The following is a 13,492-nucleotide window of genomic DNA, read 5'->3' on the forward strand; positions in this document are numbered from 1 at the left end:
TGATGTCCTTGGCGGACCCGTCAGCTTTCGCTGCCTGATATTTTACGCTGCACTCCTTCATGGTGAGTGCGGCAGCGGGGGAGACAAACGCCGCCGATGCCAGCAGCGCAAAGGATGAGAGAATGACAACCCTGTTCAACATTGAAGACTCCCGTTTGCATGATTGCCGGTCGACTATCTGACCGGATTTTCCGCTTGTCAACGAGCAGTGCGGCATGGATACAAAGTCCGGTTGAGCGAGCATAAATCCATCCTGCCGCGCCTCGGATTCCCCCATGAGGCCCGATCCGAACCCACGCTCTCCGATCAAGCCGAAGAATCACGTCTTCGTGTGGCGTCAAGCCTCCATCGGAACGAAATTCCTAAATTTTCGTTAGCATCCCGAACGAATAATGAGGATTTATCGATGTTGAGGATGCCGAAGACCATCTCCGCGCTCGCTCTTGGCGTCGCATTATCTGCCGCTTTTGTTATGCCCGCTGAGGCGTTGAGCCTCATACAGCCAGCCTATGAAACGCAGGCGCAAAATTCGGGCCAGCGCGGTTATCCCGCATCCGCCTTTGCCGCGGGAACCGGGGAAGAAGCCACGCCTGACGGATACGCCCTGTCTCAGGCCGAAATAAATCACGTAAAATGGTGCGCGGCGCGTTACGCCTCCTATCACCCTACTGATAACAGCTACCTGGCGCCCGCAGGCACAAGAAGCCAGTGCCGTTCGCCTTATTGAGCGCGACTCGGAGCGGCATTCATGGCGTATAGGATAAACTAGAGCCCATCACCGCATCGGCTGAATGCTCACGGCACAACCCGGAGAAGCGAAACACGTCCCGCAGCGATAAGGTGATTTACTGAGAGGAAGCTGGAGCGGGTAGCGGGAATCGAACCCGCGTATTCAGCTTGGAAGGCTGCTGCTCTACCATTGAGCTATACCCGCGGTGGCGATTTCGATCCGTGCAGAATGGTGGAGGGAGTTGGATTTGAACCAACGTAGGCGTAGCCAACGGATTTACAGTCCGTCCCCTTTAACCACTCGGGCATCCCTCCAGTTATCTGCGAGGATCAAGCGACCAAGCTCTTCAGATTTCGCTGCGGCGAAGCGCCGTTGCGTCGTCTGTGGCGCGTATATGACGGCCTCGTTCGTTTCTGTCAACACGCCCTTTCACGAATTTTCGGGAAAAAATTCAATCCCCTTTGCAGCCCTGTGGATTATCACGGGGGCTGGTGCGCGGAACGCGCCGGAGATATAAGGCGCCATGAGCAAAGACGATCCCAACAACAAATCCACCCGCGACACACATTACGCCAACCTGCGTCGTGCCGTGCGCGACGCGAAGCGCGAGCGCGGTGAAATTCCGACCCCGCAGCAGTCGAAGCGCCGGAACCGCGGCGCCGACGATTGGAAGCCGCCGCAACTTGCGCCCGACCAGGTGCACCTTTACGGCCTGCATACCGTACGCGCAGCCCTTGCCAATCCGGAGCGGCAGATCGTCAAGCTTTCGGTTACCCAGAATGCCTTTGCACGTCTCGATATCGGCGAGGCGGAGGCGCAGCCCTTCCCGGTCGAAATAGTATCCCCGCAGGATATCGACAGGGTTTTGGGGCCTGAGGCGATCCATCAGGGCGTGATGCTGGAGACCCGGCCGCTGCCGGTCAAGCGGCTGGGCGCGCTGAAGGATAGCCCACTCATTCTCGTGCTCGATCAGGTCACCGATCCGCATAATGTTGGCGCCATCATGCGCTCGGCAGTCGCCTTCAATGCGGGCGCCGTTTCACCACGATGCGCCATAGCCCGACCGAGTCGGGTGTGCTGGCGAAATCCGCCTCAGGCGCGCTGGAACTCATCCCCTATATCAGATCACCAATCTCGCCGATGCGCTGGTGAACTGCACAAGCTCGGTTCTTCTCGGTCGGCCTCGATTCGAGGCCCGCCCCGATGAACGGACCTTCAGCGGCGAAAAAATCGCACTGGTGCTCGGCGCCGAAGGCAAGGGCCTGCGCCAGAAGACCCCGAGACCGGTCTCGGCGCTCGCCCGTCTCGATATGCCGGGAGCGATCAATCGCTCAACGTGTCGAACGCGGCGGCCATCGCCTTTACGCAACGCAGCAATTCTGGCAAAGCGTCGTCCTGACGCTTGCCATTCTTGCGAAATCAAAAAGCGCATCGCATCTGCCTTTGTCATTCGCACGGAGCACATCAACATGACCGACCAGACATAACGACCGGCGAGCTGACGCTCAGAACGCTCGCCATGCCGGCCGACGCCAATCCGGCCGGCGATATTTTCGGGGCTGGGTCATGTCACAGATGGACTGGCGAGCGGCATTGCGGCGGAACGCTCTCGCGTCGCGTGGTCACGCGGCAGTCAAGGAAATGGCCTTTGAACGCCGGGAAGATCGGCGACACGCTGTCCATCTATACCGATATTCCCGCGTCGGCCGCACCTCCATCACGGGACGGTAGAGCCTGGGCGCAGCGGTCGCGTTACGACCAAGCTGGAAAAGGTAACCGCGGCACCTTCATCATGTGGCGATGGACGAAACGGGCAACACGCCCATTCCTCCGGCGAGTAGGAGCGATGAGGCCGCCGTCAACGCCGCAGAAGCCATTCGCACATCCCGCGGCGGTCATGGGCATGGGTCGGCCTCGGCCTCGCCCCGATTGCTGACCGGCCTTGCAGGTTCGTGCCAGCATCCCAAAAGAACGGATTTATCCCTGCACATCGGCTGGTGGCGTTCCTGTTTTGATGCGGTGCATTTCTGGTGGTGGGGCACCGGCTTCTGCCACAGGCCATGTACTGGGCTTCGGCGCGTTCCTTTCTGATCCTGTTCTGCTCGCTGTTTTTATCCTGTGCGTTCTGCTCTTTCCCACGGAGATGAAGGAGTACAGGGGATATAGGATTATTCCTTTCCCCGCAAAAGCTGGTTCTCGCTTTCTGGCAGCGCTTTCGTCACCGATGTCGGGATACTTTGCTGAAGGGCCAGGACTATCTCGCCCTCACTTGGTCCGGAATACCTATACGCACCGCCATCTACGTCATTTTGTCACGCTGGCGATCTTCATCGAGAACCGCCGTTTCCATCGGTTCTCGTCATCTTTGCGCTGATTTACCAGATCGCCTGGATTCCGTACTTACGATCTTCTGGCTGAAGTTACCCGTTCCGGCAACGGCACGATCCGGCGTGCCGCCTGCCTCAAAGTTCGTCGCCTCAGAACATCGTATTGTTGTTCGCCGCCGTCCCGGCACGGGCTGGATTACATCCAATGCTCGGTGATCTTGCATCGGTCACCCGAAAATATCGACGATGGCCTGCCCCGTCTCCGTCCTTTTCTGTTGAATGAATATGCAGATAGACAAGGTCGCCATCCGCGGCGCTTCTCACGATCGCGCCTTGGACTGCGGGTTTCCTTGAAGTGGCCGGTGAAGTAATCCACGACGGTTCTTGCCGTCCGGACCATGGGATTGTGCTGCTTGAGCTGTCGACATAACGGCAGCACCCTTTTCCACTTCGTGCTTGTGAAGACGGTATCGTAAACTCGATCACAGCTTGCGATTGGCCTCTTCCCGGGCGAAATCCGCCCGGCGGTTTCGGCCAGCACCGGAACGGCTGTCAATGCGGGCGCAAGAGCGGAGCGGCGATGGCGAGACGACGTGTCATGACATTCATGGGTGATACCTCTCAATAACCGACGGTGAAGCGCTGGCGGAATGCTGCGGCTTCTCGATTTCATCGACAAGCGCAATCGCGTAGTCTTCGAAGGAATGCGGCTACCATCTTCATTGCTTAGAGATGTCCTTGCCGATGCGGAATTGCCCGTTCTTTCACTCGGCGGAAGGCGAAAGGAAGGTCCAGTCGAGCTGCTTTCCTGTTTCAGCAAATCAAGAAACTCCGCACCCTTGGTGGCCTCGGCCTTGTAAGCGGCAGGAAAATCCGGCAGGTCGACGACACGCTGACCGGGCGCGATTTCAAGACTGCCGGCGCCACCAACCACGAGTAGCGTGGAACGCCGGAGGCACGCACGGCTCGATCAGCGTCACCGGGTCGTCGCCGTGAAATGCACCGAACTGATCACGGCATCGTGACCTGCAAGCAGTTTTGAAGTCCGGTTTGATCGAAGACATCGCCTTTCTTTGCAACGACGTTCGGCAGGGTGGCAATCTTTCGGGCTGCGGGCAATGGCCGTAACATGATGCCCCCGGTCGGAAAGTTCCTTGAGAATACGGGACCCGGCATTGCCGGAAGCACCGATGAGCGCGATTTTAGCCATGGCTTCTTCCTTTTGTTGCTATTGTCGTTGGTCTAAATAATAGACCGAAAGAAAGAGCTATGTATCGCGTCCCCGGCAGCAAGAAGTCAGCAGCCGGTGATCTGGTCACATGGCGATGACCTGCAAGGATATGGGGTAATCGAAATGTCGGATACGCAGACGAAAGAAATCTTCGACTTCGAGCAGCCCTGCCCCATTCGGGATGTGCTGGACCGCATCGGAGACCAATGGAGCCTTCTGGTTCTCGAAGCGCTGCAGGCGGCGTGCTGCGCTTCAACGGTTGAACCGCAGGATTGACGACATTTCCAAGCAGATGTTGTCCCGTACGCTGAACGGCTGGAGGAGGATGGATTCATCCGGCGCACGCTTTATGCCGAGGTGCCGCCGCGCGTGGAGTATGAGCTGACAGGTCTTGGCCGCTCGTTCTGGTACCGATGCAATTGCTGGTCCAATGGGCCGACGAAAACCACGTCCGCATCTGCAAGGCCGCCTGCAATATTCCGAAAACGACAATCGCAGCTGACCATCAGAGCAATACCCGACCGGCAGCGGCACGCCGCATCTAGTCCAGTCGGTAAACCTTGCAGACCAACCCTTCCGGCTGGCGGTAGGTCATGAAGCCCATGGCATCATAATAACTCTGCCCGAGCGCATTGTCCGCGCCGATGCTGGCGTCGATATTCTTGAGGCCCCGCGCCTCCGCCGCCCTGCGCGTCGCGGCGAAGAGGGCGGATCCAACGCCTCTTCGCGCCGCCTGCGGACTGACATGGGTGCCGATGATGCCCCACCCTTCCGCCACGCCATAGGGATTGTCCGCCCGTGCATAACGCAGCGACTGGAAGCCCAGGATATGCCCGTCTTCATCCTCCGCGACCGAACACTCGATACGGTCGGCGTGCTGGATGTAATTCTCCAGCACCGCCGCGACGTCCGTCGGCGCTTTTCGAAGGCCGGCCGCGAATATCTCGTTTTGAACCGCTGCCATTCCCTTTGCATCGTCAAGTCTTGCAGGCCGTATTTTCATCGATACATCACCTCTTGTCCGTTGCGATGGTTCTGGGCAGGCAAAGCGCGGGTCTCTTCCTATTCAGGACCGGAAAATGAAGGAAGCACCGAAAGCGATCAGCGCAAAGCCGATGACGTGGTTGATGGTGATGCTTCCTTCAGCCAGAAGATCGAAAACAGCGCGAAGACCGCGAGCGTGATGACCTCCTGAATGGTCTTGAGCTGTGCGGTGGAGTAAACCTCCGAACCGATGCGGTTCGCGGAACGGCGAGCACATACTCGAAAAAGGCGATGCCCCAGCTGGCGACAATCGCCAGAAAGAGCGCGCTGCCCTTGTGCTTGAGGTGGCCGTACCAGGCGAAGGTCATGAAAACATTGGAGGCGATGAGCATCAGGACAGGCCAGATGTGGGCAGGGCTGATTGAGAACGGCATGATGGGTCCTGGAAAAAGAGGGATGTCGTAAAATGCAGCGGAAGAAGGCAGTCTGAGGGGATCCCTCATCCTGCCGTAATGGATTTGCTCTAGCGCATCCGGCCGAAACCGGAATCGATTTCTACGGATCGCGGCAAGGCCGTGTTCAGCCGCTACGCAACGCATCCGGCGGAATTTTGTTCCGCATGCTCCGTTTCCTTTTGTACTCATTTTTTCACTGTCTCCCCTTCCTTTGCGCGTGACTCTCTCCATATTTCGCCCATGGCCAGATCACCGAAAAACTCCACCTCCTCGCCTCGGCTTCGAGGAAGCTCCGCAATCGTCATTCGAAGGCGCGCCGCTCGGCGGCAGCGTTGCCGATTGGGTCAAGCAACTTGAGGCGGATGCGGAAGCATCCTCCGTGGAGACCCAGCGCGAAATCGCTTCGAAGCGGGCAAGCACCGCAAGAAGATCGAAATAGAAGCGCGCAAGGAAGCGGAAAAGGCCGCCACAAAGACGGCGAAAAAGACCACCGCGTCCAAAACGGCGCGCGGCGTTTCGATCGGCGCGTCGAGCGATCCGAAAACGCGCGCCGCCGCGGGTCTCAATCCTGTAGCAGGGCTCGATGTCTCCTTGGAGGATGCCCAGTCCCTGGCACCGGGCGCGGTGACGGCGACGGTGGACGCGCTTTCCAAACTGATTGAAGCGGCAACCCGCTCTTCAAGGATGGCAAGCTTTGGACACCCCACAGGCCGGCCCGTCCGCCGAAATCGGAAGGCGGCATCGCCATCGAGATGGTGACGGACTACAAGCCATCCGGCGATCAGCCGACCGCCATTGCCGATCTCGTCGAAGGCCTCAATTCCGGCGACCGCTCGCAGGTGCTGCTCGGCGTCACCGGCTCCGGCAAGACCTTCACCATGGCCAAGGTGATCGAGGCCACACAGCGCCCGGCCGTTATTCTGGCGCCCAACAAGACGCTGGCTGCCCAGCTCTATTCCGAATTCAAAAACTTCTTTCCAAACAATGCGGTGGAGTATTTCGTTTCCTATTACGATTATTACCAGCCGGAAGCCTATGTGCCGCGTTCCGACACCTATATCGAGAAGGAATCGTCGATCAACGAGCAGATCGACCGTATGCGCCACGCCGCAACCCGCGCCATTCTCGAACGTGACGACTGTATCATCGTCGCTTCGGTTTCCTGTATCTATGGTATCGGTTCGGTCGAGACCTATACGGCCATGACCTTCCAGATGCAGGTAGGCGACAAGCTGGATCAACGCCAGCTTCTTGCCGACCTCGTGGCCCAGCAATACAAGCGGCAGGACATCAACTTCGTGCGCGGCTCCTTCCGCGTGCGCGGTGATACGATCGAGATCTTCCCCGCCCACCTTGAAGATGCGGCCTGGCGCATTTCCATGTGGGGTGACGAGATTGAATCCATCACCGAATTCGACCCGCTGACCGGCCATAAGACCGGCGACCTGCAATCGGTGAAGATTTACGCCAATTCGCACTATGTGACACCGCGCCCGACGCTGAACGGCGCGATCAAGTCGATCAAGGAAGAGCTGAAGCTGCGCCTCGCCGAGCTTGAAAAAGCCGGCCGCCTGCTGGAAGCCCAGCGTCTGGAACAGCGCACGCGCTACGATGTCGAGATGCTGGAGGCCACGGGCTCCTGCGCCGGCATCGAAAACTATTCACGCTATCTCACCGGCCGCAATCCGGGCGAGCCGCCGCCGACCCTGTTCGAGTATATTCCCGACAACGCGCTGATCTTCATCGACGAAAGCCACGTCACCGTTCCTCAGATCGGCGGCATGTATCGCGGCGACTTCCGCCGCAAGGCAACGCTGGCCGAATATGGCTTCCGCCTGCCCTCGTGCATGGACAACCGTCCCCTGCGCTTCGAGGAATGGGATGCCATGCGCCCGCAGACCATTTCCGTCTCCGCCACCCCCGGAGGCTGGGAAATGGAGCAATCCGGCGGCGTTTTCGCCGAACAGGTCATCCGTCCGACCGGCCTCATCGATCCTCCGGTCGAAGTGCGCTCCGCCCGCACCCAGGTGGACGATGTTCTCGGCGAAATCCGCGAGACCGCCGCCAAGGGCTACCGCACGCTCTGCACCGTGCTGACCAAGCGGATGGCCGAAGACCTCACCGAATATCTGCATGAACAGGGTGTCCGCGTCCGTTACATGCACTCCGATATTGACACGCTGGAGCGCATCGAGATCATCCGCGACCTGCGGCTCGGCGCTTTCGACGTGCTCGTCGGCATCAACCTGCTGCGCGAGGGTCTCGATATTCCGGAATGTGGTTTCGTAGCCATCCTCGACGCAGACAAGGAAGGCTTCCTGCGCTCGGAGACCTCGCTGATCCAGACCATCGGCCGCGCCGCGCGTAACGTCGATGGCAAGGTCATCCTTTATGCCGACAATATCACCGGTTCGATGAAGCGGGCGATGGAGGAAACCTCCCGCCGCCGTGAAAAGCAGATGGCCTATAACCAGGAACATGGCATCACGCCGGAATCGGTCAAGGCGAGGATCTCCGACATTCTTGATTCCGTATATGAACGCGACCACGTAAGAGCCGATATTTCAGGCGTTTCCGGCAAGGGCTTCGCCGATGGCGGTCATCTGGTCGGCAACAATCTCCAGGCCCATCTCAACGCGCTGGAAAAATCCATGCGCGACGCCGCAGCGGACCTCGACTTTGAAAAGGCAGCCCGTCTGCGCGACGAAATCAAACGCCTCAAGGCAGCCGAACTTGCCACCATGGACGACCCATGGCCAAGGAAGAAGCACGTGCGGTCGAAGGCGGCGGGAAAAACAACAGACGGAGCCACTTGTCGATTTCCCCCGTTGAGGGGAGACATCCGGCAGGGCAGACGGGGATGCCGCTTCCACGAACGAAAGCGGGAAGTCTCTCTTCGCCAAACCTTCGCTGGACGAGATGGGTCCGGGCTCCGACGCAGGAAAACCGCTTTTCCGCAAGAACACGCTGGACGAGATGACCGTGGGCCGTACCGAAAAGCCCGTAAGGGGCGCGGTGCCCGATAAGCCCGCGACCGAACCCGGCAAGAGGTTCTCCCCGCTGCTGGAAGGCCAGCCCGAACGCTCCACGGACGATCCGCGGCCGCTGGTCCGTGGCAAGATCGGCGCCGGTTCCTATGAAGATGCCGGAGAGCAGAAGCGCAAAAGCAGGACCAAGGGCAAGACTGGCCGTCCGGGCCGCTGATGCGCTCTGTGCAAGGCCCGCCTGACATGAACAGCGGCTAAGGCTCCCATCTTTCATGTCGGCGCCGTCTGCGCATGCCGGCGGCGCCTGTCAGCCTTCACAAGGCGTGATCAGCGACTTGACCGCGGTTGCCCCGAACAGCTTGACCAGATCCGCATCAAGCGATGTGGGAATATAGTCTTCGTTTTCCGCCGGTTTCATATAGATCGAGGAATAGATCGGGCCAGCGGGAAACGTGCCTTTGAAGCAGGCTTTCACGATCTTGATCTCGGTGCTGCCTCTGATACGGGGACCCTGAGCGCGGGAACGGCGCACCCGCTCCTGTAGCTCCGCGAGCCTTCCGACGTCTTCGGGCTTTACCCGCCATACGCTCGCCAACATACCATCCCGTTTTTCCGGCCGGAATTTAGCGAGCGCAGCCGCATCCGTATCCGCCACCAGCGCGTAGGTCGCAACGGTTTCTTCGGCTGCGCCGTCTGTCCTGCTCCGGGTGATCATCACGGCGTCACCGGACCGGAGGGAAAGATTGGCTGGCAGTTGCAATCCGACCCGCACATGCTCGAAATCCATCGTCAGAAAATCCTGCCGCATCAGCTTGGGAATGCTGGAAATCGGTACGGTCATGCAACCGGCGAGGAACAGTAGAAAAACAGACAGGCAGGCAAAACGCGATAATGGCAATGTCATCCTGTTGGAACCTGAAAAAAGCAGCTTAATGAAGTGGGCTCGTCAAACCACGTTTGCGGCGTCGCAATCGCCAGACCGCGCGCAAACTTGCGCGAACAACATTGCCGTAACATTATGAAATCAGGAACGCGTAGGCCCGAGGAACGTTGATCGTTTTCGGGAATGATGACAGGAGACCCATATGTATCGAAAAAACTTATGGCCTTCTGTCTGTTCATGTCCTCCGGTTCAGCTTTCGCCGGCCATATCCAAGACGCCACCTTTCACAGCGCCGCCCTGAACGCGCCGCTCCCTGTCAATATCTATCGCCCCGAAGGTCCGCCGCCCGAAAACGGCTGGCCTGTACTTTACCTCCTGCACGGCCATGACGGCGACCAGAACAGCTGGCGCGATCTCGGCAATATCGAAAAGACGCTCGATACGCTCATCGAGGCTGGCGCCATCCGCCCTCTGGTTGTCGTGATGCCCGGCGTGAAAAACAGCTGGTATGTGGATTCTGCCGCCGTCGGCGGTCCCGGCGATTACGAGACCGCCCTCACCGGCGATCTGCGCCACCAGATCGAAAAAACGCTGCCGGTGCGAAAAGATCGTCAAGGCCGCGCCATTGTTGGCCTTTCCATGGGCGGTTTCGGCGCCCTGCATCTCGCCTACGGCCACGAGGACCTCTATGGCGCCGTCGCCAGCCTGTCGGGCGCCATCTGGCAAAGCGTGCCCGCCTCCGATCTCGACAAGACACCCGCCGAACTCAAGCTCATTCAGGACAGCGCCTTTTTCCACCGCGTCGACCGCACCACCGTCACCAGCGGCATCGTGCTTCCCTCAACCGGCGATCATTTCTCCGGCGCCTTCGGCACCCCTTTCGATGCACGTCTCTTTAACGAAAAGAATGTCTTCACCCTCGTCGCACAGCATGTCGCAGAAAGTCAGGATCTCCCCGCCACCTATTTGACTGTGGGAGATGACGATGGCTTCTTCCTCTGGCGCGGTGCCATTGCCCTGCATGAGACCCTGCAGGCGGACAACCGCAAATCCGAACTGCGGGTGACGGATGGCGATCACGTCTGGTCCGTGTGGAAGGTTTCGATCATCGATGCGCTGAAATTCATCGACGGAGAGTGGGACAAGACAGCGGATGCCAACCGCGATTAAATCACGATCTGTCGTTCTTTGCCGGTGACACCGCCCGGCTTTATCCCCGCTTCTTTCCGCTTTTTCCCGCCACGTTCAACGCCACCGCAGCGCGGATCAGCGCTGCCAGCGCCTCCTCATCAACGACATCGCCCTCGTGAAAATCGATGGCGCGCCGCGTGTTGCCCTCAAGGCTCGAATTGAACAGGCCTGACGGGTCCTCCAGAGAGGCGCCCTTCGCAAATGTCATCTTCACCGCGCTTTTATAGGTTTCGCCGGTGCAGAGAATGCCCGCATGCGACCAGACCGGAACGCCGCGCCACTTCACCTCTTCCACCACTTCCGGATCGGCCTTCTGGATCACCGCGCGAACACGCGCGAGCGTCTCGCCGCGCCAGTCGCCCAGCTCCGCGATCTTCCGGTCGATGAAGTCTGATGGTGCGGTCTGCTCTGCATCTTCAGTCACCGTGTTTTTCGCCATGACATCCTCCCGATTTCGACGCACGCCTGTTTCTTTTTCACCATAGACCAAATTTTCCTGTCATCCCATGAGGAACCAAATCCGCTCTTTGCCGTTTCTTCCCCGAACGCAATGTTCAGCATAAAAAGGGAAGAAACATCATGAAAATCAATGTCATCGCTCTCGCTGCCGCAGCAGCGCTCTCCTCTTCCGTGGCATTTGCCCAGACGGCTGCCACGGCTCCTGCTGCCGGCGCGGATGCGACCTTGTCGGGCCCCGGCATTACCATGGGTACGAAGGCAACCGGCCCGCTGAAGTTCGTCAATGTCCAGAAGACCGATCTCACCGCTTCCCAGCTTGATGGCATGGATATCTATAACGCCCAGAATGAAAACATCGGCGAAATCGAAGACGTCGTGATCGGCGATGGCAAGGCGGTGATCGGCCTCGTGGCCAGCGTCGGCGGCTTCCTGGGCATCGACAAAAGCTACGTGGTGCTCGATCCGGCCTCCGTGGCCGTTCATAATGACAACGGCACATGGAAGGCCTTTGTCGATACCACCAAGGATGCACTGCAGAACGCTCCGAAGCTCGATTACGACAAGCTGGACGACTGATTACCCCTGCAGTCGAGGCTTGTCCCCCCGCGCTCCGGCGCGGGGGTTTTTCATGCGTGGAAGTCTAAACATCAGGCAGCATTCCCACCGCCCGCACCCTTGCCTCACTGCCCGCCTCTCGCCTATCTTCGGCGCGCAACCTGCAAGGATCGATGCGTGCCCGTCAACAGCCTCCCCAAAATCACCTTCAGCGCCGCAATCATGTTGCTGAGCGCTCTCCCGCTATCAGCACAGTCCACCGGCTGGAAACCCGCCGAGCAGATAAAGACCTATGCCGTCAGCGGCAATACGGGCGGTGCGCTTTATCAGTCCATCGGCGAGCGCGGCCCGGCTGCGGGCGTGCAGGCCATTGCCCACACCACCTTCAAGCTGACGTGGCGGAGAGACTACCGACCGCAGCCCGACGGTGCCTGTGTGCTGGCCAGTGCCAGACCCAATCTCACCATCATCTACACCTGGCCAAAGGCGCCTGCCCATCTGCCGGCCGCCGTCGCCGCCAGCTGGAAGACCTTCATTTCCGGGGTGGAAACCCATGAGCGAGTTCATGGCGAGCACATTCTCGATATGGTGAGAAAGATCGAAGCCTTCAGCACCGGGCTACGGGCGGAAGACGATCCCAAATGCCAGAAGGTGCGCGCTGTTCTGCAGCAAAGGTTAGGTGAGCTTTCCAACGAGCAGCGCCAACGCGGCCGAGATTTCGACCGGGATGAACTGTCCCCGGGCGGGCGGGTTCACCAGCTCATACTCGCCCTCGTCAACGGCCCATGACAGGCAGTTACTCCGCCGCCTCGCCCTTCAGCAACGGCTCGGCGAGCGTCACGCTCTCCAGCTCGTAGGAATAGCCCTCGAGCATGGTATAGGCCTGTTCTATCGCCTCGATCTGCGCCTCCGCGTTGCGTATGGCTTCGGCTATGGACTGGCTTCGGGCGCGGAGCATCGAACTCAGCACATCGGTTTCCGGCTTCCGTCCGAGACGGTCCATATGTTTACGCACCCGGGTACGGTGCCGTTCGAGTTCCAGAATATGGAAGCGGCTTTTCAGAATATCGTCGGTCAGCTTCCGGCGCATGGCAGCCACGGGATCAAAACTCCCGGGTTCCCGCTCGTCCAGGATGAATTCATTGACCAGCGTTTCCAGCATCAGCAGGCCCTTGAGATCCTTGGCATCGGCAAGCTGCGGATCGTAACCCGTGTCATCGAAGACCTTGCGGCGCACGGGATCCTTCAGAAGTTCATAGGCTGTCTGCAGGCGCGCGAACTGCTCGGCATCGCCACCGCTGTCGGGATGGGCAGCCTTCGCAACCTTGCGGTAGGCCGACTTGATCGCCGCCTCGTCGGCATCCCGCTCCACGCCAAGCAAAACATAGGGATCAATCACAAAAACACCTTCAAACGCAAACTGTTACCCGCACGCTGCTATCACTCTCAACCGGTCAGCAACCGGATCATAGGCCAAATCCGCCCCGTGCGGCACCCCGCGACGGCGCTTAAACCGGCAGAACACGAATTTACGCGCTCCCGCACGAGAGGGTCTCTCTGCCGAAAAAGCCCTTGAGGCTGAAATTTGTCGGACCCAAGGCGACTATACCGACAGCCGGGACAAAATTGTGGACAGTGGCAGCAAAACGTCGACCGGCATCGGAACCGCTCCAGCACGGGCCGCCACGAG

Annotated in this window: 11 protein-coding genes, 2 tRNA genes and 4 pseudogenes; 9 read left to right on the top strand and 8 right to left on the bottom strand. The window is 59.3% G+C overall.

Annotation, left to right across the window (positions count from 1 at the left end; genetic code table 11):
- Window positions 1-406: 406 nt before the first annotated feature.
- Window positions 407-727, top strand: coding sequence for a BA14K family protein (locus EGT36_RS01180; RefSeq protein WP_004442654.1), 321 nt, complete (start codon window positions 407-409; stop codon window positions 725-727).
- A 133-nt stretch (window positions 728-860) separates the two neighbouring features.
- Here the strand turns inward: EGT36_RS01180 and EGT36_RS01185 are convergent.
- Both EGT36_RS01185 and EGT36_RS01190 read right to left on the bottom strand, forming a co-directional pair.
- Window positions 861-934, bottom strand: a tRNA-Gly gene (locus EGT36_RS01185).
- A 25-nt stretch (window positions 935-959) separates the two neighbouring features.
- Window positions 960-1,044 (bottom strand) — tRNA-Tyr (locus EGT36_RS01190).
- Between the two features lie 209 nt (window positions 1,045-1,253).
- On the opposite strand from EGT36_RS01190, the pseudogene EGT36_RS01195 reads away from it, so the two are divergent.
- Window positions 1,254-2,129 (top strand): annotated as a pseudogene (locus tag EGT36_RS01195) (TrmH family RNA methyltransferase).
- Window positions 2,130-2,249: 120 nt separating this feature from the next.
- A pseudogene (locus EGT36_RS30915) lies at window positions 2,250-2,525 on the top strand (acyl-CoA thioesterase); the annotation flags it as partial.
- Between the two features lie 1,508 nt (window positions 2,526-4,033).
- Here the strand turns inward: EGT36_RS30915 and EGT36_RS31300 are convergent.
- Window positions 4,034-4,267 carry an NAD(P)H-binding protein gene (locus EGT36_RS31300; RefSeq protein WP_210211220.1) on the bottom strand — a complete coding sequence of 78 codons (234 nt, stop codon included), beginning with the start codon at window positions 4,265-4,267 and terminating at the stop codon, window positions 4,034-4,036.
- Between the two features lie 144 nt (window positions 4,268-4,411).
- Between EGT36_RS31300 and EGT36_RS31500 the strand changes: the two genes are divergently transcribed.
- Together EGT36_RS31500 and EGT36_RS31505 are read left to right on the top strand one after the other, a co-directional pair.
- Window positions 4,412-4,564, top strand: a complete 153-nt coding sequence (locus EGT36_RS31500; protein ID WP_502697440.1) for a winged helix-turn-helix transcriptional regulator — start codon at window positions 4,412-4,414, stop codon at window positions 4,562-4,564.
- A 57-nt stretch (window positions 4,565-4,621) separates the two neighbouring features.
- Window positions 4,622-4,885 (top strand): hypothetical protein, encoded by a 264-nt coding sequence (locus tag EGT36_RS31505; RefSeq protein WP_502697443.1) that lies wholly within the window; start codon window positions 4,622-4,624, stop codon window positions 4,883-4,885.
- Here the strand turns inward: EGT36_RS31505 and EGT36_RS01225 are convergent.
- Together EGT36_RS01225 and EGT36_RS01230 are read right to left on the bottom strand one after the other, a co-directional pair.
- Window positions 4,830-5,252 (bottom strand): GNAT family N-acetyltransferase, encoded by a 423-nt coding sequence (locus tag EGT36_RS01225; protein WP_081859515.1) that lies wholly within the window; start codon window positions 5,250-5,252, stop codon window positions 4,830-4,832. The genes EGT36_RS31505 and EGT36_RS01225 overlap by 56 nt on opposite strands.
- Before the next feature lie 102 nt (window positions 5,253-5,354).
- Window positions 5,355-5,706: pseudogene (locus EGT36_RS01230) on the bottom strand (DMT family protein).
- 261 nt (window positions 5,707-5,967) lie between these two features.
- On the opposite strand from EGT36_RS01230, the pseudogene uvrB reads away from it, so the two are divergent.
- A pseudogene (gene uvrB, locus EGT36_RS01235) lies at window positions 5,968-8,931 on the top strand (excinuclease ABC subunit UvrB).
- Between the two features lie 90 nt (window positions 8,932-9,021).
- Here the strand turns inward: uvrB and EGT36_RS01240 are convergent.
- Window positions 9,022-9,618 carry a hypothetical protein gene (locus EGT36_RS01240; protein WP_004442676.1) on the bottom strand — a complete coding sequence of 199 codons (597 nt, stop codon included), beginning with the start codon at window positions 9,616-9,618 and terminating at the stop codon, window positions 9,022-9,024.
- Between the two features lie 198 nt (window positions 9,619-9,816).
- On the opposite strand from EGT36_RS01240, the gene EGT36_RS01245 reads away from it, so the two are divergent.
- Window positions 9,817-10,767 (top strand): alpha/beta hydrolase, encoded by a 951-nt coding sequence (locus EGT36_RS01245; RefSeq protein ID WP_172965613.1) that lies wholly within the window; start codon window positions 9,817-9,819, stop codon window positions 10,765-10,767.
- Between the two features lie 40 nt (window positions 10,768-10,807).
- Here the strand turns inward: EGT36_RS01245 and EGT36_RS01250 are convergent, their stop codons facing one another.
- A complete protein-coding gene (locus tag EGT36_RS01250; RefSeq protein WP_004442680.1) occupies window positions 10,808-11,227 on the bottom strand; it encodes a DUF1801 domain-containing protein in 420 nt (139 codons plus the stop codon).
- A gap of 140 nt (window positions 11,228-11,367) precedes the next feature.
- On the opposite strand from EGT36_RS01250, the gene EGT36_RS01255 reads away from it, so the two are divergent.
- A complete protein-coding gene (locus EGT36_RS01255) occupies window positions 11,368-11,823 on the top strand; it encodes a PRC-barrel domain-containing protein (protein ID WP_004442682.1) in 456 nt (151 codons plus the stop codon).
- Window positions 11,824-12,024: 201 nt separating this feature from the next.
- Window positions 12,025-12,591, top strand: coding sequence for a DUF922 domain-containing Zn-dependent protease (locus EGT36_RS01260; protein WP_479829515.1), 567 nt, complete (start codon window positions 12,025-12,027; stop codon window positions 12,589-12,591).
- A gap of 7 nt (window positions 12,592-12,598) precedes the next feature.
- Here the strand turns inward: EGT36_RS01260 and EGT36_RS01265 are convergent, their stop codons facing one another.
- Window positions 12,599-13,201 carry a J domain-containing protein gene (locus EGT36_RS01265; protein WP_003522436.1) on the bottom strand — a complete coding sequence of 201 codons (603 nt, stop codon included), beginning with the start codon at window positions 13,199-13,201 and terminating at the stop codon, window positions 12,599-12,601.
- Window positions 13,202-13,492 lie beyond the last annotated feature (291 nt).

The organism is Agrobacterium sp. FDAARGOS_525 (genome assembly GCF_003938925.1).
Taxonomy (GTDB): Bacteria; Pseudomonadota; Alphaproteobacteria; order Rhizobiales; family Rhizobiaceae; genus Agrobacterium; species Agrobacterium pusense.

What these genes read in the sequence shown, in the direction of transcription:
- EGT36_RS01180 (WP_004442654.1), top strand. Translation starts at nt 407, where the DNA reads ATGTTGAGGATGCCGAAGACCATCTCCGCGCTCGCTCTTGGCGTCGCA.
- EGT36_RS31300 (WP_210211220.1), bottom strand. Translation starts at nt 4,267, where the DNA reads ATGGCTAAAATCGCGCTCATCGGTGCTTCCGGCAATGCCGGGTCCCGT.
- EGT36_RS31500 (WP_502697440.1), top strand. Translation starts at nt 4,412, where the DNA reads ATGTCGGATACGCAGACGAAAGAAATCTTCGACTTCGAGCAGCCCTGC.
- EGT36_RS01225 (WP_081859515.1), bottom strand. Translation starts at nt 5,252, where the DNA reads ATGGCAGCGGTTCAAAACGAGATATTCGCGGCCGGCCTTCGAAAAGCG.
- EGT36_RS01240 (WP_004442676.1), bottom strand. Translation starts at nt 9,618, where the DNA reads ATGACATTGCCATTATCGCGTTTTGCCTGCCTGTCTGTTTTTCTACTG.
- EGT36_RS01245 (WP_172965613.1), top strand. Translation starts at nt 9,817, where the DNA reads ATGGCCTTCTGTCTGTTCATGTCCTCCGGTTCAGCTTTCGCCGGCCAT.
- EGT36_RS01250 (WP_004442680.1), bottom strand. Translation starts at nt 11,227, where the DNA reads ATGGCGAAAAACACGGTGACTGAAGATGCAGAGCAGACCGCACCATCA.
- EGT36_RS01255 (WP_004442682.1), top strand. Translation starts at nt 11,368, where the DNA reads ATGAAAATCAATGTCATCGCTCTCGCTGCCGCAGCAGCGCTCTCCTCT.
- EGT36_RS01260 (WP_479829515.1), top strand. Translation starts at nt 12,025, where the DNA reads ATGTTGCTGAGCGCTCTCCCGCTATCAGCACAGTCCACCGGCTGGAAA.